Source organism: Schlegelella aquatica (assembly GCF_026013905.1).
Classification (GTDB): domain Bacteria; phylum Pseudomonadota; class Gammaproteobacteria; order Burkholderiales; family Burkholderiaceae_C; genus Caldimonas; species Caldimonas aquatica.
In genome coordinates this window covers 1,769,592-1,791,004 of sequence record NZ_CP110257.1, presented here as the reverse complement: position 1 = coordinate 1,791,004, position 21,413 = coordinate 1,769,592, and the positions used below count along the sequence as shown (strand labels likewise).

The window sequence follows — 21,413 nt, the reverse complement described above, 5'->3', positions numbered from 1 at the left end:
CATCCGAGGGGGCCGGGGCAGGAGGAAGGGGCCCTGAAGAGACGGGCCCCGAAGTGACGGGCCCTGGAGCGACGGCGACCGCCCCCGCGCCGCGGGGGCCCGCACGTTCGGGACGGGCGAGGCCGCAACCGCGGTGCCGAAGTTGAGGCACAGGTCGAGTGAATGAGATGCAGGCATGTCCAACTCCGAAATATCAAGAACCGCAATGACGTTTCGGCAGGATTGGAGGCAAGGGCACAAGCGCTCGAGAGACGCTTGGCCTGGCACCACCCGCGGGGCTCGACGGCAGCCTTTCCGCTGCACGGCGAGCGCCCGCCACCCGCGGGCGGCACATGAATTCAACCCGGGCATTCAAGCCGGGCGCGCCGAGCCTCGGACGCGCGCCCGGTTCACATCAGCATCGTGTTGCGGATGAGGCCGACTGCGATGCCCTCGAGCTCGAAGTCCTGGCCTGGCTCGACGATGATGCTGGGGTAGTCGGGGTTCTCGGCGACCAGCTCGATGTGCTGCCGGTGCCGGCGCAGCCGCTTGACCGTCACCTCGTCGCCCAGCCGGGCGACGACGATCTGGCCGTTCTTGGCCTCCTTGCTGCGTTGCACCGCGAGCAGATCGCCGTCGAGGATGCCCGCATCGCGCATGCTCATGCCGCGTACTTTGAGGAGGTAGTCCGGGCGGCGCTGGAAGAGCGTGGCCTCGACGTGCACCGTCTGATCGATGTGCTCTTGCGCGAGGATGGGGCTGCCGGCTGCGACGCGGCCCACCAGCGGCAGCGCGAGTTGCGCGAGGCTGGGCAAGGGCAGATTGAACTGCTTGATGCGCGACTCGTGCAGGGATCGCAGTGTGTCAGACTTGAGCCGGATGCCCCGCGAGGTGCCGCCCACCAGTTCGATCACGCCCTTGCGGGCCAGCGCCTGGAGGTGCTCTTCGGCCGCGTTCGCCGAGCGAAAACCGAGTTCGGCCGCGATCTCGGCCCGCGTGGGGGGCGCTCCGGTACGCTCGATCGCGCTCTGGATCAGGTCGAGCACCTGTTGCTGGCGGGCGGTGAGCTTGGGCGATTCGGACATGAGCGGTTCTCCAACGGCGCCCCGCACGTGAGCGGGGCGGCAAGGTGGTGACGGACAGGCCCGGGCCGCCGCGCACACACCCAGGCGCTTGCGCCACTGTTCGGGCATCCAGTATCTGTATTTTTATCCAGGATGGCGGGAAATGCAAAACCAATCGAAGCGGGTGGTGGTGCTGGGCACGGGGGGAACGATCGCCGGCACGGCAGCGAGCAGCAGTGACCACACGGGTTACAGGGCGGGCCAACTCGCCGTGCAGGCCTTGGTGGAGGCGGTGCCTGCGCTGCGTGACATGCCGCTGGAGGCCGAACAGGTCGCGCAACTCGACAGCAAGGACATGGACTACGCGACGTGGCAGACGCTGGCGCGGCGGGTCGGTCACCACCTGGCGCGCGAGGAGGTGTGCGGCGTCGTCATCACGCACGGCACGGACACGTTGGAAGAGACGGCCTACTTCCTGCAGCGCGTCCTCGGGCCCACCAAGCCGGTGGTGCTGACCGCGGCGATGCGCCCGGCCACCGCGCTCCACCCGGACGGTCCGCAGAACCTGCTCGATGCGGTCGGTGTGGCGCGCCATCCGCAGGCCCGGGGCGTGGTGGCGGTCGTCGCAGGGACGATCCACGGGGCGATCGAGGTACGCAAGGTCCACACCTACCGGCTCGACGCCTTCGGCAGCGGCGACGCGGGGCCGATCGGCTGCGTGGAGGAGGGGCGCGTGCGGCAGTGGCGGCCCTGGCCGCAGGGGGAGCCGCTCGGGCTCGGTGTGCTCGAGCCCGACCCCGCAGGCTGGCCGCGCGTCGAGATCGTGACCAGCCACACGCACGCCGATGGGGCCTTGGTGCGCGCGCTGTGCAACCTGGGAGTCGCTGGGCTGGTGGTGGCGGCGACGGGCAATGGCACCGTGCACCGTGAGTTGGAGACGGCGCTGCTGGAGGCCCAGGCGGCCGGCGTGCGGGTGTTGCGCAGTACCCGCTGCCTGGAGGGGCCGATCGTGGGTCGGGAGGGGGATGCCTTGCCGGTCACCCCCCTCATCCCGAGCAAGGCGCGGGTGGAACTGCTGTTGCGCTTGATGGCCGGTCGTTGACTCCGGCCCACAGCCCGGCCTCCGTCAGTTCTGTCACGCCAGGCTGAGCTTGACCTCGATGTTGTTGCGCGTCGCGTTCGAATAGGGGCAGACGCGATGCGCCGCCTCGACCAGGGCGCGAGCCTCGTCGCCGGGCAGTCCGGGCAGCGCGACGATCAGTTCGGCTTCCAGGCCGAAACCATTCGCAATGGGACCGATGCCGACCCGCGCGGTGACCGACGCGTCTGCCGGCAGCGCCACCTTCTTGTGCGCCGCGACGAACTTCATCGCGCTCAGGAAACACGCCGAGTAGCCGGCGGCGAACAGCTGCTCGGGGTTGGTGCCGGCACCGCCTGCGCCGCCGAGTTCGCGAGGGGTGCGCAGCTTGACGTCCAGCGTGCCGTCGGGTGTCGCGGCGCGGCCGTCACGGCCGCCTGTGGCGGTGGCTTCGGCACGGTACAGGGCTTTTTCGAGTTTCACAGGGTTCCTTTCAGCGGAGGACAGAGGTCGTGCTCATGCCGCGTCCTGCTTGCGCTCGCGAGGCAGGGCGGCCGGTTGCAGCCGGCGGCGCAGGGCGTGCAGGCGCTGTCGCAAGTCGATGATTTCTTCGATGCTGCATTGGGTCGCGCAGGCGACCTCTTTCGGCACCTGCACGGCGCGACGTCGAAGCGCGCGGCCTTCGCTCGTCAAGTGGACGAGCACGCGACGCTCGTCGTCGGTGGCCCGTTCACGACGCACCAGGCCCGCCGCTTCCAGGCGCTTGAGCAGGGGCGTGAGGGTGCCCGAATCGAGCTGCAGGCGTTCACCCAGCTCGCTGACCGATCTGCCATCCGTCTCCCACAGCACCAGCATGACCAGGTACTGCGGGTAGGTGAGGCCGAGGCGGTCGAGCATCGGCTTGTAGAGCTTGGTCATCGCCAGCGAGGCGGAATACAGCGCGAAGCAGAGCTGGTTGTCCAGCAGGAGCAGGTCGTCTTCGGCGACAGGGGTAGGGCGGCGCGGCATGGTGGAGATTGTCGAGCACAATTAAATAGCACGCAATAGAAGCGACAAAAACCGTTTCGAGAGAAGGGGCGGGAACGAGGGTGGTCCTCGGCCAGAGTGAGATGAAGAACGGCCATGCCCCGCATCGCTGCGACGCAGGTCGGACAAGAACGGGGCCGCCCCGCCGCGCGGGCAGTGTCAGGGCGGAGGGTCGGGCTGTTCGGGCTGTTCGGGCTACGAGGCGCCGAGCGCTTCGAGCTGGTCCGCGAGTTCCAGCCAGCGTGTCTCTGCGGCTTCGAGCGCCTCGGACACGGCCTTCAGCCGGCGCCCGTGGTCGGCCAACTCGGCAGGGCTGAGGCCCCCGCCGGCCAGGGCTTGTTCGAGCGCCTGCTTTTCCTCGGTCAGGCGGGCGACATCGGCTTCCACCGCCGCGAGCGCCTTCTTGATCGGTTTGGCTTGCTCGGCGAGGCGTTGCCGGGCCTGCGCTTGCGCGCGGCGTTCGTCGCGGCGGTTGGCGCCGCTTTCCTGCGCGGCGCCCGACGCAGGGGAATCCCCGCGGGCGAGGGCTTCGCGCTGCAGGCGGGCCTGCTCGAGCAGCCAACGCTGGTAGTCGTCGAGGTCGCCGTCGAAGGGTTCGACGCGGCCCTTGGCGACGAGCCAGAACTCGTCGCAGACCTCACGCAGCAGCGCGCGGTCGTGGCTCACCAGCATCACCGTGCCCTCGAACTCGTTGAGCGCCATGCTGAGCGCCTCGCGCGTCGTCAGGTCGAGGTGGTTGGTCGGCTCGTCGAGCAGCAGCAGGTTGGGGCGCTGCCAGACGAGCATCGCGAGCACCAGGCGGGCCTTCTCGCCGCCACTCATGGAGCCCACGCTTTGCTGCGCCATGTCGCCTATGAACCGGAAGCCGCCGAGGAAGTCCCGCAGTTCCTGCTCGCGGGCCTGGGGGCTGACCTCCTTGGCGAGGCGGATCAGGTGCTGCAGCGGGTTCTCGTCCGGCCGCAGCACATCCATCTCCTGCTGCGCGAAATAGCCGATCGCCAGGCCCTTGCCCTCGGTGAGTTGTCCGTCGATGGGTGCCAGGACGCGGGCGATCGTCTTGACGAGGGTCGACTTGCCCTGGCCGTTGGCGCCCAGGATGCCGATGCGCTGGCCGGCGAGCACGGTGCGGTTCACGTCGTGCACGATGACCGCGGGAGCCCCTCCCGGCGTGGCGGCCGGGTAGCCGCATGCCACGCCCTTGAGCGAGAGCATGGGATTGGGCAGGCTGGCCGGTTCGCGGAACTCGAAGCTGAAGTCCGAGCTGGTCAGCACCGGCGCCAGCTTTTCCATCCGCTCCAGTGCCTTCACCCGGCTTTGGGCCTGGCGCGCCTTCGTGGCCTTGGCCTTGAAGCGGTCGATGAAGCGCTGCAGCTGCGCGATGCGCTCCTGCTGGCGCTCGTAGGCGGCCTGCTGCTGAGCGAGCCGCTCGGCCCGCAGGGTCTCGAAGGCGCTGTAGTTGCCGCCATAGCGCGTGAGCTTGCCGTCCTCCAGGTGGACGGTCACGCGGGTCACCGCGTCGAGGAACTCACGGTCGTGGCTGATCACGAGCAGCGTGCCCTCGAAGCGCTTGAGCCAGCTCTCCAGCCACACCAGCGCATCCAGATCCAGGTGGTTGGTCGGCTCGTCGAGCAGGAGCAGGTCTGCCGGGCACATCAGCGCGCGGGCCAGCTGCAGCCGCATGCGCCAACCCCCGGAGAAGCTGTTGACGGGGCGGTCGAGCTGGTCCCCGCGAAAGCCGAGGCCGAGCAGCAGAGCCTGCGCGCGCGGCCGGGCGTCGAAGCCGCCCGCGTCCTGGATGCGCTGGTGGGCTTCCGCAATGGCATCGCCGTCGCCGCCGGCCTCGGCCGCCGCGAGCGCGGCCTGCGCCTCCATCAACGCCTGGTCGCCTTGCAGCACGAAGTCGGTCGCCGAGTCGGTCGTCTCCGGCATCGACTGGGCGACCTCGGCGATGCGCCAGCCGGGCGGGATGCTCGCGTCGCCTGCATCGGGCAGCAGCTGGCCGGTCAGCAACGCAAAGAGCGACGACTTGCCCGCGCCGTTGCGCCCGACCACGCTGGCCTTCTCGCCGGCATGGATGGTGAGGTCGACGTCTTCCAGCACCACCTTGGCGCCGCGGCGCAGCGTCAGGTTCTTGAGGACGATCACCGCGGGCCTCCCGCGAGGAGCGCATCGCGGGTGACGAGCAGCACCTGCTCGTCGCCCGCGCTGGTCGCCAGCCACACCACCTCCAACTGCGGGAAGGCGGCCTCGAAATGCTCGCGCTCGTTGCCGATCTCCAGCACGAGCACGGCGTCCTCGCTCATGCGGGCCGCAGCGTCGCGCAGCAGCCGCCGCACGAGGTCCATGCCGTCGTCACCGCCGGCCAGGGCCAGGGCGGGCTCGGCCTGGTACTCCGGCGGCAAGGCGGCCATCGAGCGGGCGTTCACGTAGGGCGGGTTGCACAGGATGAGGTCGTAGGGGCCGGGCAGCGCGTCGAAGAGGTCGCTGTGCACCAGCCTCACACGCTCCGTCAGGCCGTGGCGTTCGACGTTGATGCGGGCGACCTCCAGCGCGTCTGCGCTCAGGTCCGCCGCCTCCACGGTCACGTCGGGATAGGCCATCGCCGCCAGCACGGCGAGGCTGCCGTTGCCGGTGCACAGGTCGAGCACGCGGCGCGTGCGGTCCGACAGCCAAGGGTCGATGGTGCCGTCGGCCAGCAGCTCGGCGATGAAGGAGCGCGGCACGATCACGCGCTCGTCGACGTAGAACGCAACGCCCTGCAGCCAGGCTTCCTGGGTCAGGTAGGCGGCGGGTCGGCGGGTCGTGATGCGTTCGTCCACCAGGGCGTTGATGCGCGCCTGGTCCGCGCGCGACAGCTCGCGCGAAGCGTGGGCGGCCAGACCGTCCAGCGGCAAGTGCAGCGCCCACAACGCCAGCCACGCCGCTTCGTCGAAGGCGTTGGTGGTGCCGTGTCCAAACGAAACGCCCGCCTGGTCGAGGCGGGCGCTCATGCGCTCGATCATCTCGATGAGGGTCATGCGATCAGCGCTTCCAGCGTCCTGCGGTAGATGTTCTTCAGCGGCTCGATGAAGGCCACGTCCACATGCTCGTCGATCTTGTGGATGGTGGCGTTCGGCGGGCCGAACTCGATGACCTGCGGGCACAGCCGGGCAATGAATCGCCCGTCCGAAGTGCCGCCGGTGGTGGAGAGCTCGGGTACGAGGCCCGTCTCCTGCCGGATGGCCTCGGTGAGGGCGTGCGTCAACGTTCCGGGTTCCGTCAGGAACGGCCGCCCGCCCAGCGTCCATTGCACATGGTAGTCCAGCCCGTGACGGCGCAGCACGGCCTCCAAGCGCTCCTGCAGGCCCTCGGGGGTGGACTCGGTCGAGAAGCGGAAGTTGAAGTCCACGACCGCCTCGCCCGGGATCACGTTGGTCGCGCCCGTGCCGGCGTGGAGGTTGGACACTTGCCACGTCGTGGGCGGGAAGAAGGCGTTGCCGGCGTCCCACTCGGTGGCGCCCAACTCCGCGAGCGCCGGCGCCAGCTGGTGGATCGGATTGCGTGCCAGGTGCGGGTAGGCGATATGGCCCTGCACGCCCTTGACCACGAGACGGCCCGAAAGCGACCCGCGGCGGCCGTTCTTGATCATGTCGCCCAGCCGCTCGACCGAGGTCGGCTCGCCGACGATGCAGTAGTCCAGCCGTTCGCCGCGCTGTTCGAGCCACTCGCACACCTTCACGGTGCCGTCGACCGACGGGCCTTCCTCGTCGCTGGTGAGCAGGAACGCGACGCTGCCCTGGTGGACCGGGAGCGCGCGAACGAACTCCTCGGCGGCGACCACCATCGCGGCCACCGAGGTCTTCATGTCCGACGTGCCGCGCCCGTAGAGCCTGCCCTCGCGGTGAGTGGGCACGAAGGGGTGGCTCGTCCAGCGCTCCAGCGGGCCGGTCGGCACCACGTCGGTGTGACCGGCGAAGACGAGCAGCGGCCCCTGGCGGCCGGCCGCACCGCGGCGCACGGCCCACAGGTTGGTCACCGGTGCCTCGGCGGGCCCGAACACGAGCGTCTGACACTCGAAGCCCAGCGCGCCGAGGCGCTCGGCGATCAGGGCCTGGCAGCCGGCATCGTCCGGCGTGACGGAAGGGCGGGCGACCAGTTGCTCGACCAGCCGCAAGGTTTCGGTGGCCATGGGCGTCAACGGATGGAGCCGAACCCGGTGGTGCCGAAGCCCGTCGTGCCGAAGCCGCTGTTGCTGCGCTCCTCGCGCACCTCGAGCGTGATTTCGGTGAACGAGGGCCCGTCGTCCACTTCTTCCTTCTTGGGCGTCGCCTTGGACTGCGCCGTCATGTCGTTCTGCAGTCGCCACATGAGGTTCGTCGGGGAATCGGCGTAGGTCAGGCCCTCGTCGCGGGTGACGAGACCCTCGGTGATCAGGCGTGCGATGTCGGCCTCGAAGGTCTGAGAACCTTCGGCCAGCGACTTTTCCATCGCCTCCTTCACGCCGCTGATGTCCCCCTTCTCGATCAGCTCGGAGATGAGCTTGGTGTTGAGCAGCACCTCCACCGCCGGGATGCGGCCACCCGTGATGGCGCGCAGGAGCCGCTGCGACACGATGGCCTTGAGGCCGGAGGCGAGGTCCGACAGGAGGGCGGGGCGGGACTCGGGCGTGTAGAACGACAGGATCCGGTTCAGCGCGTGGTGGCTGTTGTTGGCGTGCATGGTGGCCAGCACCAGGTGGCCCGACAGCGCGTAGGACAGGGCCGCAGTCATCGTCTCGCGGTCACGGATCTCGCCGATCAGGATGCAGTCCGGCGCCTGGCGCAGCGCGTTCTTGAGGCCCACCTGCAGCGACTGCACATCGCGGCCGACCTCCCGCTGGTTGATGATCGACTTCTTGTTGGAGAACAGGAACTCGATCGGGTCCTCGATGGTCAGAATGTGGCCGGTGACCTGCTGGTTGCGGTGCTCGATCATGGCCGCCAGGGTCGTGCTCTTGCCGGTGCCCGTCGCGCCCACCATCAGGATGAGCCCGCGCTTTTCCATCACCAGCGAGGAGAGCACCTCCGGCAGATGGAGCGACTCCAGCGACGGAATCTTGCTGGGGATGCAACGGAACACCGCCGCCACCGAGCCGCGCTGCTTGAACGCGCTCAGACGGAAGCTCGCCACGTTGGGCAGCACCAGGCCGATGTTGAGCTCGCCGGTCTCGTCGAGCTCTTCGAGCTGCGAGGGGGTGAGCAGCTCCGCGAGGAGCTGCCGGGGCTGGCTCGGCGTCAGGGCCTGGTCGCTGACCTGCAGGATCTGGCCGTGGATCTTGATGAGGATCGGCGTGTTCGCCGACAGGTACACGTCCGAGGCCTGCTTGTCGGCCATCAGGCGCAGCACCTTCTCCATGTTGCCGCCGTTCATGCCTGTCCCCCTCTCCCGTGTGCTCGTGCCTGCCTCGCCCGCCCAGCTCAGGCGCGCAGCAGTTCGTTGATGCTGGTTTTGGCGCGCGTTTGCGCGTCCACCCGCTTGACGATGATGGCCGCGTACAGGCTGTACTTGCCGTCGGCGCTCGGCAGGTTGCCCGGCACGACGACCGAGCCGGCCGGCACGCGGCCGTAGATCACCTCGCCGGTGGTGCGGTCGTAGATCTTGGTGCTCTGGCCGATGTACACGCCCATCGAGATCACCGAGTTCTCCTCGACGATGACCCCCTCGACGATCTCCGAGCGCGCCCCGATGAAGCAGTTGTCCTCGATGATGGTCGGGTTGGCTTGCAGGGGCTCCAGCACGCCACCGATGCCCACGCCGCCCGACAAGTGCACGTTCTTGCCGATCTGCGCGCATGAGCCGACGGTGGCCCAGGTGTCCACCATCGTGCCTTCGTCCACATACGCGCCGATGTTCACGTACGACGGCATGAGCACCACGTTCTTGGCGATGTAGCTGCCGCGGCGCGCCACGGCGGGCGGCACGACGCGCACCCCGCTGGCGCGCATCTCCTCGTCGCTCAGGTGCGCGAACTTCGTCGGCACCTTGTCGAAGAAGCCCAGGTCGCCGGCCTTCATCGGCACGTTGTCGTTCAGACGGAAGCTGAGCAGCACGGCCTTCTTGATCCACTGGTGCGTCACCCACTGGCCGTCGATCTTCTCGGCCACGCGCACGCGGCCCTTGTTGAGGTCGGCGATCACCGTCTCGACGGCCTCACGGACGTCCGCCGGGGCGGACTTCGGCGACAGGGCGGCACGGTCTTCCCAGGCCTGGTTGATCAGTTGTTCGAGTGCTTGGCTCATGGTGTTCAGCGAGGAAGGGATCGGACGTAGGCGACGATGCGTCGCGCGGCTTCGAGGCATTCTTCGACCTCGGCGACCAGCGCCATGCGGATGCGCCCGGCGCCGGGGTTGCCGGCCGGGGTTTCGCGCGCGAGGAAGCTGCCTGGAAGAACGGTCACATTGTATTGAGCGAGCAGCCCGCGGGCGAACTCGGTGTCCGAGCCCGGCACCCCGGCCCACAGGTAAAAGCCCGCGTCCGGCAAGCGCACGTCCAGCACCTCGGCGAGCATCGGTGTGACCAACTCGAACTTGCGGCGGTACAGCGCCCGGTTCTCGGCGACGTGCTGCTCGTCGCCCCAGGCCGCGATACTGGCCTGCTGCACCACCGGGCTCATCGCGCTGCCGTGGTAGGTGCGATACAGCAGGAAGGACTTGACGAGTTGGGCGTCGCCAGCCACGAAGCCCGAGCGCATGCCCGGCACGTTGGAGCGCTTGGACAGGCTGGTGAAGCTGATGAGCCGCCGGAAATCGCCGCGGCCGAGCTTGACGGCCGCTTCCAGGCCGCCCAGCGGCGGCTCGTCGCGGAAGTAGATCTCGGAGTAGCACTCGTCCGAGGCGATCACGAAGCCGTGGCGGTCGCTCAGCTCGAAGAGCTGCCGCCATTCGTCCAGCGGCATGACGGCGCCGGTCGGGTTGCCGGGCGAGCAGACGTAGACGAGCTGCGTGCGCCGCCACACCGCCTCGGGCACGCTCGCCCAGTCGGGCGCGAAGTTGCGGTCGGGCCGGCTGTTGGCGAAGGCCACCTCGGCGCCGGCGAGCAAGGCGGCGCCCTCGTAGATCTGATAGAAGGGGTTGGGGCAGAGCACGACCGGGCCGCCCTCGGCACGGTCGCGGGTGGGGTCGATGACGGTCTGGGCGAGGGCGAAGAGCGCCTCACGAGAGCCGTTGACCGGCAGGATCTGTGTCGCCGGGTCCACTTCCACCCCGTAGCGCCGGCGCAGCCAGGCGGCCATCGCCTCGCGCAGCGCGGGCGAGCCGGCCGTGGCCGGGTAGCTGGCCAGGCCCGGCAGGGCCGCGGTCAGGGTCTCCTGGATGAAGGCCGGGGTGGGGTGCTTGGGCTCACCGATGCCCAGGCTGATGGGGCGCAGCGCGGCCGGGGGCTTTATGTCTTGCGTGAGTGCGCGCAGCCGCTCGAAGGGGTAGGGCTGCAGCCTGGAGAGCAGGGGATTCATGGCGGCGATTATCCCCGCCGCCACGAGTTCCGACGTCGAGCTTCAGCCCTGCAGCCCGGTTTCCTGTGAATGTTTGGGCAGCTCCACCAGGGGTTGCGGCTTCCAGCCCTTCTTGCGGTGCTCGGCCACCACGTTGGTGTAGATGCCGCCCCGCACGTACCACTTGGCCGTGATGCGGATGAAGCGCGGGTCCACCGCCTTGACGATGTCGTCGAGGATGTCGTTGGTCACCTTCTCGTGGAACGCGCCTTCGTTGCGGTAGCTCCACATGTACATCTTGAGGCTCTTGAGCTCCACGCACAGCTTGTCGGCGATGTAGTCGATCGTGAAGTGCGCGAAGTCCGGCTGGCCGGTGAGCGGGCAGTGGCAGGTGAACTCCGGGATCTGGAACTGGATCACGTAGTCGCGCTTGGGCGCCGGGTTGGGGAAGACATGCAACTCCTTCGACGGTGCCGAGGGCGGAGTGGCGGGTACCGGGCGCTCGCGGGGCGTGGCGGCGTCGGAGCGGGCAGCAGCAGGGATCTTCGTCTTGGGCATGATGAAATGGCTCGGTGAGGCGAGGCGACAGGCGCGAGGGCAGGCAGCCGCTGGCGTCGCCGCGGCCGCAGGTCGAGGGGGCTGCGCCCGCGGCGCCCCCCGAGGCGGGAAGCGCTTCCCCGACGCCCGGTTCGCCGAGGGCGCGATGCTATCATCCCGCGTCGACCGAAACCCGCCTTCCGGCGGGTTTCTTCAATCAAATCAAGCACTTGAGGCGGCGGCTCGCCCGCCGCTGCCTCCAGCGAGACGATCCCGAGCTTCCATGCGCCTGAATTCGATCAAGCTGTCAGGCTTCAAGTCGTTTGCCGAGCCCACGCACTTCCAGTTGCCCGGCCAGCTCGTCGGCGTCGTGGGCCCCAACGGGTGCGGCAAGTCGAACATCATGGACGCGGTGCGCTGGGTGCTGGGCGAGTCCAAGGCCTCCGAGCTGCGCGGCGAGTCGATGCAGGACGTGATCTTCAACGGCTCGGGCAACCGCAAGCCGGCCAGCCGCGCCAGCGTCGAGCTCGTGTTCGACAACTCCGACGGCCGTGCCGGCGGGCAGTGGAACCAGTTCACCGAGATCGCCGTCAAGCGGGTGCTCACGCGCGACGGCACCTCCAGCTACTTCATCAACAACCAGCCGGTGCGCCGGCGCGACGTGCAGGACGTGTTCCTCGGCACGGGTCTGGGGCCGCGCGCCTACGCCATCATCGGTCAGGGCACGATCAGCCGCATCATCGAATCCAAGCCCGAGGAGCTGCGCATGTTCCTCGAGGAGGCGGCCGGCGTGTCCAAGTACAAGGAGCGCCGTCGCGAGACCGAGAACCGGCTGAAGGACACGCGCGAGAACCTCACGCGGGTGGAAGACATCCTGCGCGAGCTCAACGCCAACCTCGACAAGCTCGAGAAGCAGGCCGAGGTGGCGGCGCAATACCGCAGCCTGCAGGAGCAGGGCACGCTCAAGCTGCATCAGCTGTGGTTCCTGAAGCACCGCGATGCGGCGGGCGAGGAAGAGCGGGTGCGCCGCGAGGTGCTCGAGGCCACCAACGCCCTGGAGTCGCGCCTGGCGGAGCTGCGCCACGTGGAGGCCGAGCTGGAGACGATCCGGCAGGCGCACTACACCGCGAGCGACGAACTGCACGCGGCGCAGGCGTCACTGGCCGAGGCGAACCTCGAAGTGAGCCGGCTCGAGGAGCGCATCCGCTATGTCGTCGAAGGACGCCAGCGTGCCGAGCAGCGCCTGCGCGAGTTGCAGACGCAAAGCGAGCAGTGGGCCGATCGCCGCGCCCAGGCCGAGTCGGAACTCGACACCATCGCCGAGCAGATCGCGATGGCCGAGGAGCAGGCCGAGGTGCTGGCCGCCCAAGCCGAGGAACAGGCCGGCAATCTGCCGACCTACGAGGACGCGGTGCGCGCCGCGAGCCAGAAGGCCAACGAGCAGCGCAACGCCGTCGCCGGCATCCAGCAGCAGATCCAGTTGCTGGCCGCCGAGTCGCGCAGCATCGACGAGCAGTCGCGCCAGTTGCAGATGCGGCGCGAGCGCCTGACGGCCGAGGCCAAGGGGCTGGCCGCGCCGGACGATGCACGGCTGGCCGAGTTGCACCGCCAGCACGAGCAGGCCGCCGAGGCGCAGGCGGTGGCGGAGGAGCGGCTGCACGAGCTGACCGAACTCGTGCCCCAGCTGGACGAGGACCGCCGTGCCAAGCAGGAGCGCGTCAACGCCGAGACGGCCAAGCAGGCGGACTCGAGCGCGCGGCTGGAGGCCCTGCGGGCGCTGCAAGAGAAGGTGCAGACCGAGGGCAAGCTCAAGCCCTGGCTCGCCAAGCACGGGCTGGAGGGCTTGCATGGGCTGTGGACGCGGGTGCACATCGAGCCGGGCTGGGAGACGGCGCTGGAGTCGGCCCTGCGCGAGCGTCTGAACGCCCTCGAGGTGGGGCGGGTCGAGACGGTCCGGGCCTTCGCCTCGGACGCCCCGCCCGCCAAGCTCGCCTTCTACACGCTGCCGGCCGCGGCCATCGTCAACACCCATCACACGCTGCCGCGCCTGTCGGACCTTCTGCGCCTGAACGATGCCGGGCTCAAGGCCCTGCTCAACGACTGGCTGGAAGGCGTGTACACCGCGGCCTCGCTCGACGAGGCGCTCGCCCAGCGCAGCAAGCTGACGCACGGGGAGGTGATCATGACCCGCGAGGGTCATGCGGTGTCGCAGTTCGCCGTGAGCTTCTACGCGCCCGACAGCGAACAGGCAGGCATGCTGCAGCGCGCCCAGGAGATCGAGAACCTCGAACGCCAGGTCAAGGCGCAGGCCCTCATCGCCGAGGAGGCCCGCTCGGCCCTGGTGCGCGCGGAGGCGGCCTACACCGAGGCGTCGCAGCGCCTCGTCACCGCGCGGCGCGAAGCGGCCGAGTTGCAGGCACGTACCCATCAGTTGCAGGTGGAGTTGCTGCGGCTGACGCAGCAGGCCGAGCAGACGAGCAGCCGGCGCGGGCAGATCGACGCCGAGCTGGCCGAGATCGATGCCCAGCTCGAGGAGCTCAACGAGCGCCGTGCCACCGGCGAGGCGCGCTTCGAAGAGCTGGACATGGCGCTGGCCAACGAGCAGGAGCGGCACGCCCAGCTCGAGGAGGCCGTGATCGACGCCGAGCGGCGGCTCAATGAAGCGCGCGAGCAGTTGCGCTCGCTGGAGCGCGAGGCGCAGGAGGCGCAGTTCTCGGCCCGGGCGCTGGCGGCTCGCCGGGGCGAGTTGCAGCGCTCCATCGAGACGGCGCTGCAACAGATCCAGGCCAACGAGCAGAGCGTCGAACAGTTGCGTGCCGAGCTGGACAGCTTCAACGACCAGGCCGCCCAGGCCGGCCTGCAGGAGGCGCTGGCGCTGAAGATGGAGCGCGAGGCGGCCCTTGCAGCCAAGCGCAGCGAGTACGACGACCTCTCGGCCAAGCTGCGCCGCGCCGAAGAGCAGCGCATGGAGTTCGAGCGCAGCTTGCAGCCGCTGCGCGACCGCATCACCAAGCTGCAACTGGAAGAACAGGCCGCGGCCCTGGGGGGCGCCCAATACATGGAGCAGCTCACCGCCGCGCAGGTGGACCTGGAGGCCCTGGCGCGCAGCATCGAGGAAGGCAACGTCAAGCTCTACGGCCTGCAGGGTGAGATCGACCGCATCAACCGGGAGATCGCGGCACTCGGCGCGGTCAACCTCGCCGCGCTCGACGAACTGTCGGCCGCGCGCGAGCGCAAGACCTTTCTCGACTCGCAGTCGGCCGACCTCAACGACGCCATCAAGACGCTGGAAGACGCGATTCACAAGATCGACCTGGAAACGCGCGACCTGCTCAAGAAGACGTTCGACACGGTAAACGAGCACTTCGGCCGCATGTTCCCCAGCCTGTTCGGCGGGGGCAACGCCAAGCTGGTGATGACGGGCGACGAAATCCTGGACGCCGGCGTGCAGGTGATGGCTCAGCCGCCGGGCAAGAAGAACTCCACCATCCATCTCCTGTCGGGCGGCGAGAAGGCGCTCACGGCGATCGCGCTCGTGTTCGCGATCTTCCAGCTCAACCCGGCGCCGTTCTGCCTGCTCGACGAGGTCGACGCGCCCCTGGACGACGCCAACACCGAGCGTTATGCCAACCTGGTCAAGAGCATGTCCAAGAGCACGCAGTTCCTGTTCATCTCGCACAACAAGATCGCGATGGAGATGGCCGAGCAACTGGTCGGGGTGACGATGCAGGAGCAGGGGGTCTCGCGCATCGTCGCGGTCGACATGGAAGCCGCCATCGGCATGGCCGAGGCCGCCTGAGCTCCGTGCCGGCAGGGAAGGACGTTCAACGATGAGTTCTTTGCAACTCGCACTGGCTGTCGTCGGGGCGCTGGTGCTGGTCGCGATGTTCGCCTACAACACATGGCAGACGCGGCGCAGCGGCGTGCGCCGGCCTTCGCCGCGCCCTGAGCCCGTCGCCCCGGTGGAGCCGACCCTCGACGGCCCGGCCGCCCCGGACGAACCTGAGCGCCTGGAGCCGGTGCTCGACGTGCCCGCGCTGGTCGCCGCCGTTCCCCCGCGCCGGCCCGGGCCCCGCCTGGACCCGCTCGTCGATGCCATCGCCACGCTGCCCGCGGAATCGCGTCTGTCCGGCGACAGCGTGCTGGCGCACCTGCCCCCGACGCGGCGGGCCGGCAGCAAGCCCTTCCTGATCGAGGGCCTGAACGACGCGACCGGAGAGTGGGAAGCGCCGCAGCACGGGCACCTGTACCGCGAACTGCAGGCGGGCGTATTGATGGCGAGCCGCACCGGCCCCTTGAACGAGATCGAGTACTCGGAGTTCGTCCAGAAGGTGCAGGCCTTCGCGGACGCCCTCGGAGTGGCGGTCGATTTCCCGGACATGCTGGAAGTCGTCGCGCAAGCTCGCGAACTGGATCAGTTTGCAAGCCAGCACGATGCGCAGCTCGCCTGCCGGCTGCAGGCCCGTGGGGCGGCGTGGTCGGTGGCTTACATCCAGCAGCACGCCGCGCGCCACGGCTTCGTGCCCGGTGTCGTGCCCGGACGGCTGGTGCTGCCGGGCAGCGAAGAAGGGGCCCCGCCGGTGCTCATTCTGCAGTTCGACTCGCAAGCCGTGTTCGCGGACGACCCGAACGCCGCGGCCGTGCGCGACGTGACCTTGGCCTTCGACGTGCCGCAGACGCCTGCGGCCGAGCAACCGTTCGAAGCCTGGCAGCGCAGCGCCGAGGCGTTGGCTGCCGACATGGATGCGATCGTGGTGGACGACGCCGGCCGCCTGCTCACCGCGCAGGCATTCGCGGCGATCGGTGCGGAGCTGGACAAGCTCTATCAGGCACTGGAGGCGCGCGGGTTGCCCGCCGGCTCGGCCGCAGCGCGGCGCCTGTTCAGCTAAGCTCGTGCGACCATGACGCCCGATCTGTTCGCTCACGAGCCGCGGGGCGGCGAGGGGCCCCGCGCCGAGGCGCCGCCGGCCGAGCGCGCGGCTTGGCTGCGCGAGCAGCTGCAGCGCTACGACTACCACTACTACGTGCTCGACGCGCCGCTCGTGCCGGATGCCGAGTACGACCGGCTGTTTCGCGAGTTGCAGGCGCTGGAGCACGCGCATCCCGAGCTGCAGACGCCCGATTCGCCCACGCAGCGTGTGGGCGGCGGCCTGCTCGACGAGCTGCCCAAGGTGCGTCATCGAGTGCCGATGCTGTCGATCCAGACGGAGACCGACACCACACCGGCCGGCGCATTCGCCTTCGACGCGCGCATCCGCAAGCGCCTGGGCCTGGGCCCCGACGACCCGCCCGTCGAGTACGCCGCCGAGCTCAAGTTCGACGGGTTGGCGATCAGCCTGCGTTACGAGGAGGGGGTGCTGGTGCGCGCCGTGACGCGCGGCAATGGCGAGGAAGGCGAGGACGTGACCGCCAACGTGCGCACGATCCGTCAGATCCCGCTGCGCCTGCAGGGCGTCGTGCCCCCCGTGCTGGAGGCGCGCGGCGAGATCTACATGCGCCGCGACGACTTCGAGCGCTTGAACCAACGACGCCGCGAGGCGGGCGAAGCCACCTTCATCAACCCTCGCAACACCGCGGCGGGCGCCGTGCGGCAGCTCGACCCCAAGGTGACGGCCGCTCGGCCGCTGTCCTTCTTCGCCTACGGTATCGGCGAGGTGCAGGGCTGGCGCGGCGAGCCGTCCACGCACGGCGCGCTGCTGGACGCGCTGGCGCACTTCGGGCTGCCGGTCAGCCGCGAGCGCGCCGTGGTGCGAGGCGGCGAGGGCTTGGCGGAGTTCCACGCCCGCATCGCCGCCAAGCGCGATCAGCTGCCCTTCGACATCGACGGCGTGGTCTACAAGGTCAACAGCCTGGCCTTGCAGCGCGAACTGGGCTTTCGCAACCGTGAACCGGTGTGGGCGGTCGCGCACAAATACCCGGCCCAGGAGCAGATGACGCTGCTGCGCGACATCGAGGTGCAGGTAGGCCGAACCGGCAAGCTGACGCCCGTGGCCAAGCTGGCTCCCGTGTTCGTCGGCGGCGTGACAGTGACCAACGCCACCTTGCACAACCAGGACGAGATCCGCCGCAAGGACGTGCGTATCGGCGACACGGTGATCGTGCGGCGGGCTGGCGACGTCATTCCCGAGGTGGTGTCGGTCGTGCTCGAGCGCCGGCCCCCGGAGGTGGCCGCCAGCGAGCCGTGGGACCTCTATGCGCGGCTGCAAGGCCGCTGTCCGGTGTGCGGCTCGGACATCGTGCGCGAGGAAGGCGAGGTGGACTGGCGCTGCACGGGCGGGCTGTTCTGCGCCGCGCAGCGCAAACAAGCGCTGCTGCACTTCGCCCAGCGGCGCGCGATGGACATCGAAGGGCTGGGCGAAAAGCTCGTGGACCAACTCGTCGATGGCGGCCTCGTGCGCACGCTGCCGGACCTCTACAAGCTCGGTGTGGCCAAGCTCGCCCAACTCGACCGCATGGCCGACAAGTCCGCGCAGAACCTCGTGCAGGCGCTGGAGAAGTCCAAGCGCACGACGCTGTCGCGCTTTCTGTTCGGGCTGGGCATCCGGCATGTCGGCGAGGCGACGGCGAAGGACCTCGCGCGTCACTTCGGCCGCCTGGATCGCATCATGGACGCCAGCGTCGAAGAGTTGCTGGAGGTGCCCGAGGTGGGGCCCGTCGTCGCACAGAGCATCCGCACTTTCTTCGACCAGCCTCACAACCGCGAAGTGGTGGAGCAGTTGCGCGCGGCCGGCATCACATGGGAGGAAGGCGAGGCAGGGCGGGGCCACGAAGCGCAACCGCTGGCCGGCCTGACCTTCGTGCTCACCGGCACGCTGCCGGCCCTCACCCGCGAGGAAGCCAAGGCGATGATCGAGGCGGCCGGCGGCAAGGTGGCCGGCTCGGTGTCGAAGAAGACGAGCTACGTCGTCGCCGGCGAAGAGGCAGGCAGCAAGCTCAGCAAGGCCCAGGAACTCGGCGTGCCGGTGCTCGACGAGGCAGGCTTGCGGGCCTTGTTGAACCAGGGGGCGTGAGATGGCCGTGCGCGAGATCCTGAAGATGGGCGACCCGCGCCTGCTGCGCCGGGCACGGCCCGTGGAGTCCTTCGGCACGCCCGAGCTGCACGCGCTCGTGGCCGACATGTTCGAGACCATGGAGGCCGCCCGAGGCGCCGGCCTCGCCGCGCCGCAGATCGGCGTGGACCTGCAGGTGGCGATCTTCGGCTTCGAGCGCAACGAGCGCTATCCCGACGCACCGGCGGTGCCGCGCACGGTGCTGCTCAACCCGCGCATCGAGCCGCTGGGCGAGGACGAGGAAGAAGGCTGGGAAGGCTGCCTTTCGGTGCCGGGCCTGCGTGGGATGGTGCCGCGGTGGCGGCGCATCCGCTACAGCGGTTTCGACCCCTACGGCGTGCCGATCGAGCGCGAGGCCGAAGGCTTCCACGCCCGCGTCGTGCAGCACGAGTGCGATCACTTGCAAGGCATCCTCTACTCGATGCGCATACGGGACTTCTCGCGTTTCGGCTTCACCGAGGTGCTCTTTCCCGCGCTCGAAGGCGGGCACGACGACTGAACGGGCGCGCGGCTGGCCCGGCCCGTGGGTGCTCGGTCCGTCGCGGGGGGGCGCCTGCCGGCATGGCGCCTCGGGCCTGCGCACGGGGTCTTGGGGCCGGTGCGTCAGGCCAGCGCGTCGAGCAGGTCCGACTCCAGCTCGAGCTGCGTCTTGCTCTGCTGCAGCGCCGGCCCGTCGATGAGGAAGGTGTCTTCCACCCGTTCGCCGAGGGTCGTCACCTTGGCGAGCTGCAGATTGATGTGGTACTTGGCCAGCACCCGGGCGATGGAGTAGAGCAAGCCGGTGCGGTCGCTGGCCGACACGCTCAGCAGCCAGCGTTGCGCGCGCTCGTCGGGGCGCAACATCACGCGCGGCTGCACCGGGAAGGACTTGACGCGCCTCGACAGCCGTCCCCGGCTCGGCTCGGGCAGCGGGCCCGTGTCCTCCAGCGCCCTCACGAGTTGCGCTTCGACCAGCGCGACGAGGTCTCGGTGGTGGTGCTCGGCATAAGGGGAGACGACCTGGAACGTGTCGAGCGCGTAGCCGGCGCGGGTCGTGTGGATCTTGGCGTCCAGGATGCTGAAGCCGGCGCTGTCGAAGTAGCCGCAGATCCGCGCGAAGAGGTCGGGCCGGTCCGGCGAGTAGACCAGCACCTGCAATCCTTCGCCGACCGGTGACGGCCGCGCCTTCACCACCGGCCGGTCCGTATTGACGTGGCGCCACAGCGAGCGCGCGTGCCAGGCGATGTCGCCGGCTTCATGGCGCGCGAAGTAGCTCACCTCCAGCGTCTTCCACAGCGGGTCCTGGGTGCCCGGCAGCTGGGAGTGCAGTGCCAGATCCTGCAAGGCCTCTTGCTTGCGGGCCTCGATCTCGGTGTCGAGGTTGGGACGCGCGCCTCCCAGCGCCCGCAGCGTGATGCGGTAGAGATCCTCCAGCAGCTTGCCTTTCCAGGCGTTCCAGACCTTGGGGCTGGTGCCTCGGATGTCGGCAACGGTCAGCAAGTACAGCGCCGTCAGGTACCGGGCGCTGCCCACGATGCGCGCGAAGTTCTCGATCACCTGCGGATCGCTGAGGTCCTCCTTCTGGGCGATGCGCGACATCGTGAGGTGGTGCTGCACCAGGAACTCGACCAGCCGCGCGTCTTCCCTCGGCACGCCGTGGTCGCGGCAAAAGCGCCGTGCCTCCATCGCGCCCAGCTCCGAGTGATCGCCGCCGCGGCCCTTGGCCACGTCGTGGAAGAGGGCCGCGATGTAGAGGACGTAAGGCGACTCGAACTGCGCCGCGAGCTGGGAGCAGAACGGGTACTCGTGGGCGTGCTCCGGGATGAAGAAGCGGCGCACATTGCGCAGCACCATCAGGATGTGCTGGTCGACCGTGTAGACGTGGAAGAGGTCGTGCTGCATGCGCCCGACGATGCGGCGGAACACCCACAGATAGCGCCCGAGCACCGAGGTCTGGTTCATCAGCCGGAAGGCATGCGTCTGGCCCTGAGGCTGGCGCAGGATCTCCAGGAAGGTCCGCCGGTTGACGGGATCGCGTCGGAACTCCGAATCCATCAGCTCGCGCGCGTTGTACAAGGCGCGCAGCGTGCGGGCCGACAGCCCCTTCACGCCCGGCGTTTGCTGATAGACGAGGAAAGTGCGCAAGATCGCGTGCCGGTCGCGCTCATAGAGGTCGTCGCTGGCCACCTCGAGCATGCCTGCCCGATCCAGGAACTGCTCGTCGATCGGGCGCATGGGGAGGTCCTGCGTGCCGTTGATCACCTCCTCGATGTTGAGCATGAGGATCTGATTGAGCTGCGACACCGCCTTGGCCGCCCAGTAGTAGCGGTGCATCAAGGCCTCGGAGGCGCGCCGCACCCGCGTGGGCTGATAGCCGAAGCTCTCGGCCACGGCCGTCTGCAGGTCGAACACCAGGCGGTCCTCGCGCCGCCCGGCCACCATGTGCAGGCGCGCGCGGATGAGCTTGAGCGTGCCCTCGTTGCGCTGGAGCTGCCTGGCCTCGAACGGCGTGACGAGGCCCTTGGCCGCGAGTTCGCTCCACGTCTTGCCCAGGCCCGCTGCGCGGGCCACCCACAGCACCACCTGCAGGTCACGCAAGCCGCCCGGGCTTTCCTTGCAGTTGGGTTCGAGCGAGTAAGGCGTGTCTTCGTACTTCTGGTGGCGCTGACGCATCTCCAGCGTCTTGGCGCGCAGGAAGGCCTTCGGGTCCAGGCGCTGTGCGAAGACCCGGCGAAACTGCGCAAACACGGGCTTCGCGCCGCACAGGAACCGGGATTCGAGCAGGGCCGTCTGCACCGTCACGTCGCGCTCGGCTTCCTCCAGGCACTCGCCGATCGTGCGCACGCTGGAGCCGATCTCGAGCCCGATGTCCCAGCAGGCGGTGATGAAGCCCTCGATCCCCGACTTGAGCGCGGCGTTCGCGTCGTGCTGCATCGAGCGGTCGTCGGGCAGCAGCACCAGCACATCGACGTCCGAGTAGGGGAAGAGCTCTCCTCGGCCGTACCCGCCCACGGCAATGAGCGCCGCGCCCTTTGGCAGGTAGGCGGCTTCCCACAGGCGCTGCAGCGTGCCATCGACGTGGCGGGCGAGGCCCTTGAGCAGCCGGCTTGCGGCCCCGGCCGTGGGCCGCGCGTCCCGGAAGGCCTGGATCAGCGACGCCTTGCCTTCGCGGAACCGCTGCCGCAGCGCGGCCACCTCGACTGCGTCGGCCGCAGCGGGAGATTGCAGCGGGGCCGACATGGCGCGATGCCTCC

At 69.2% G+C, this 21,413-nt stretch carries 16 protein-coding genes; 5 read left to right on the top strand and 11 right to left on the bottom strand.

All coding sequences use genetic code 11. The features are described 5' to 3' along the window. Window positions 1-389: 389 nt before the first annotated feature. A complete protein-coding gene (gene lexA / locus OMP39_RS08095) occupies window positions 390-1,064 on the bottom strand; it encodes a transcriptional repressor LexA (protein ID WP_264891248.1) in 675 nt (224 codons plus the stop codon). A 142-nt stretch (window positions 1,065-1,206) separates the two neighbouring features. On the opposite strand from lexA, the gene OMP39_RS08090 reads away from it, so the two are divergent. Further along, entirely contained in the window at window positions 1,207-2,145 is a 939-nt protein-coding gene (locus OMP39_RS08090) for an asparaginase (RefSeq protein ID WP_264891247.1), read from the top strand. Between the two features lie 33 nt (window positions 2,146-2,178). On the opposite strand, the gene OMP39_RS08085 is transcribed toward OMP39_RS08090, so the two are convergent. The 9 genes from OMP39_RS08085 to queF all read right to left on the bottom strand — a co-directional run bounded on the left by OMP39_RS08085 (window position 2,179) and on the right by queF (window position 11,152). Beyond that, window positions 2,179-2,604, bottom strand: coding sequence for an organic hydroperoxide resistance protein (locus tag OMP39_RS08085; protein ID WP_264891246.1), 426 nt, complete (start codon window positions 2,602-2,604; stop codon window positions 2,179-2,181). 33 nt (window positions 2,605-2,637) lie between these two features. Continuing rightward, window positions 2,638-3,129, bottom strand: a complete 492-nt coding sequence (locus OMP39_RS08080) for a MarR family winged helix-turn-helix transcriptional regulator (protein WP_264891245.1) — start codon at window positions 3,127-3,129, stop codon at window positions 2,638-2,640. Window positions 3,130-3,342: 213 nt separating this feature from the next. Next, window positions 3,343-5,292: an ABC-F family ATP-binding cassette domain-containing protein gene (locus OMP39_RS08075; protein WP_264891244.1), complete on the bottom strand. Its 1,950-nt coding sequence runs from the start codon at window positions 5,290-5,292 to the stop codon at window positions 3,343-3,345. Continuing rightward, window positions 5,289-6,164, bottom strand: coding sequence for a 50S ribosomal protein L3 N(5)-glutamine methyltransferase (prmB, locus tag OMP39_RS08070; protein WP_264891243.1), 876 nt, complete (start codon window positions 6,162-6,164; stop codon window positions 5,289-5,291). The genes OMP39_RS08075 and prmB overlap by 4 nt, the downstream gene beginning before the upstream one ends. Continuing rightward, window positions 6,161-7,315 (bottom strand): succinyl-diaminopimelate desuccinylase, encoded by a 1,155-nt coding sequence (dapE, locus tag OMP39_RS08065; RefSeq protein ID WP_264891242.1) that lies wholly within the window; start codon window positions 7,313-7,315, stop codon window positions 6,161-6,163. Before dapE ends, prmB begins: the two co-directional genes overlap by 4 nt. 5 nt (window positions 7,316-7,320) lie before the next feature. Continuing rightward, window positions 7,321-8,535: a PilT/PilU family type 4a pilus ATPase gene (locus OMP39_RS08060; RefSeq protein ID WP_264891241.1), complete on the bottom strand. Its 1,215-nt coding sequence runs from the start codon at window positions 8,533-8,535 to the stop codon at window positions 7,321-7,323. Between the two features lie 47 nt (window positions 8,536-8,582). Next, window positions 8,583-9,404 carry a 2,3,4,5-tetrahydropyridine-2,6-dicarboxylate N-succinyltransferase gene (gene dapD, locus OMP39_RS08055; RefSeq protein ID WP_264891240.1) on the bottom strand — a complete coding sequence of 274 codons (822 nt, stop codon included), beginning with the start codon at window positions 9,402-9,404 and terminating at the stop codon, window positions 8,583-8,585. Window positions 9,405-9,409: 5 nt separating this feature from the next. Next, window positions 9,410-10,615, bottom strand: a complete 1,206-nt coding sequence (gene dapC, locus OMP39_RS08050; protein WP_264891239.1) for a succinyldiaminopimelate transaminase — start codon at window positions 10,613-10,615, stop codon at window positions 9,410-9,412. Window positions 10,616-10,657: 42 nt separating this feature from the next. Continuing rightward, the gene (queF, locus tag OMP39_RS08045) at window positions 10,658-11,152 is read right to left on the bottom strand and encodes a preQ(1) synthase (RefSeq protein WP_264891238.1); all 495 of its coding nucleotides are present in this window, start codon (window positions 11,150-11,152) and stop codon (window positions 10,658-10,660) included. Between the two features lie 262 nt (window positions 11,153-11,414). Between queF and smc the strand changes: the two genes are divergently transcribed. Genes smc through def form a run of 4 tightly spaced genes read left to right on the top strand, consistent with a single transcriptional unit; the run spans window position 11,415 to window position 18,679 of the window. Next, a complete protein-coding gene (gene smc / locus OMP39_RS08040; protein ID WP_264891237.1) occupies window positions 11,415-14,930 on the top strand; it encodes a chromosome segregation protein SMC in 3,516 nt (1,171 codons plus the stop codon). Between the two features lie 31 nt (window positions 14,931-14,961). Next, window positions 14,962-16,020, top strand: coding sequence for a cell division protein ZipA C-terminal FtsZ-binding domain-containing protein (locus tag OMP39_RS08035; RefSeq protein ID WP_264891236.1), 1,059 nt, complete (start codon window positions 14,962-14,964; stop codon window positions 16,018-16,020). A gap of 12 nt (window positions 16,021-16,032) precedes the next feature. Further along, a complete protein-coding gene (gene ligA / locus OMP39_RS08030) occupies window positions 16,033-18,141 on the top strand; it encodes an NAD-dependent DNA ligase LigA (RefSeq protein WP_264891235.1) in 2,109 nt (702 codons plus the stop codon). A gap of 1 nt (window position 18,142) precedes the next feature. After that, window positions 18,143-18,679, top strand: coding sequence for a peptide deformylase (gene def / locus OMP39_RS08025; protein WP_264891234.1), 537 nt, complete (start codon window positions 18,143-18,145; stop codon window positions 18,677-18,679). Window positions 18,680-18,783: 104 nt separating this feature from the next. Here def and OMP39_RS08020 read toward each other — a convergent pair whose 3' ends face one another. Next, a complete protein-coding gene (locus OMP39_RS08020; RefSeq protein ID WP_264891233.1) occupies window positions 18,784-21,399 on the bottom strand; it encodes a [protein-PII] uridylyltransferase in 2,616 nt (871 codons plus the stop codon). Between the last annotated feature and the right edge of the window lie 14 nt (window positions 21,400-21,413).